This is a genomic window from Roseomonas acroporae (genome assembly GCF_023223525.1).
GTDB lineage: Bacteria > Pseudomonadota > Alphaproteobacteria > Acetobacterales > Acetobacteraceae > Roseomonas_E > Roseomonas_E acroporae.
This window is the reverse complement of sequence record NZ_JALPRX010000245.1, coordinates 1-1265: the sequence shown is the minus strand read 5'-3', so window position 1 is coordinate 1265 and position 1265 is coordinate 1. Positions and strand designations below refer to the sequence as shown.

Genomic DNA, 1265 nt, shown 5'->3' with positions numbered 1-1265 from the left:
GCGCGCTGGCGCGGCTTACGGCGGTACTGGACGCGTTTCGACACGCGGGGTCTCCAACTTGGGAGCCCGGGTCGGCGGTTTCGGCTTGGCGGCGGCGCCGCACTGCGGTACAAGGCGGGTGTCGTAGTTGCCGCCGAGTAGTCGTAGTACGGTTCCGCAGCCCGCCGGCTTCACCGCCGCGGGCTGTTTCCGTTTCTGGGGCTACGCCGCCTCACCGACGGTGGGCAGGCTGTTGACGAACTCCCTGATGCTCTCGACTTCGACCAGGGTCTTCGTGCCAAGCTTGCGGCCCCTCAGCTTCTTGGCCTTGAGCAGCGCGAAGCCGGTCGTCTTCCCGCAGCCGATGGCGCGCCATGCCTCGTCGGTCGGGACCAGCAGCGGCTCCAACTTGCCGGCGCCATCCACGACGCCGCCGTTCTTGGCCATCCACTCCTTGTACATATCCTGTTGGCTCCGTGCGGGTTCGCGGGACGCCAGCATCATCCAGGAGTGGCGGTGTGGTCCGGCAGGGAAGATCGCCGCTATTCTTCGTGAGGCTTTTCCACTTGACTTCGCCAAGCTCTCCACTTTGAGCGCTCTTTGACAATCGCTTCGGCGCTTCTTCCGCCAAGCCCCAGATGCACGAGTGCGCTCGCAATGAACCGGACGCCCTCTGTTGCAGGGTCAGCAGAGAACCCGCATTTCTTGCGGAAGTGCCTCGAAAAGACTGCCGGCAAGCGACGCGCAATCAACTCGCCCCAGGCGTCCCAAATCTTCTCGCCGTGCTCCCCTTGTGCGAGCGGCGTGCGCCTCGCCATCTCGCATGCCTCCACGAGACGGGAGACTTCATCGCGTAGTTCCACAAGACGCGCTGTTGACGCCGTCTCAGGGCGGGCTTCGCCGCTGAAGAGAGAAATCCCATCCAAGAGCTGAAGACGATCGGAGAGCTCATCAGGAACAAAGGAGGTTGCATCAAGTGCCAGCACCTCGTTGATGCAATTGACAAGCTTCTGCGCCGTGCTGCCAACCTTCTGAACGGTCCGGCTCTCTTCGAAATTCATACGTGGCCGTTCAACGATATGCAGAAGGCGGTATGTGTCGCCGGCTTCCGCGATGTCCGCCAGCAGGCGCTCACCATCGAAGCCTTCGGGCGGCTCCAGCCCAGCATCTTCCAGCAGCGCCAGCCCTGTCGGGAACGGTGCCATGCTAACGGCGCCTCCGCAGCGCGCTCCGCGAGATGCAGGCGGCGGGGCAGCCCGGTGCGGAGGCTCCGGGCGTTCGGGGGC

2 protein-coding genes are annotated in these 1265 nt (G+C 64.3%); both read right to left on the bottom strand.

Annotation, left to right across the window (positions count from 1 at the left end; translation table 11 throughout):
* Positions 1-201: 201 nt before the first annotated feature.
* A complete protein-coding gene (locus tag M0638_RS28325; RefSeq protein ID WP_248670305.1) occupies positions 202-426 on the bottom strand; it encodes a hypothetical protein in 225 nt (74 codons plus the stop codon).
* 95 nt (positions 427-521) lie between these two features.
* Positions 522-1184 carry a hypothetical protein gene (locus M0638_RS28320; RefSeq protein ID WP_248670304.1) on the bottom strand — a complete coding sequence of 221 codons (663 nt, stop codon included), beginning with the start codon at positions 1182-1184 and terminating at the stop codon, positions 522-524.
* Positions 1185-1265 lie beyond the last annotated feature (81 nt).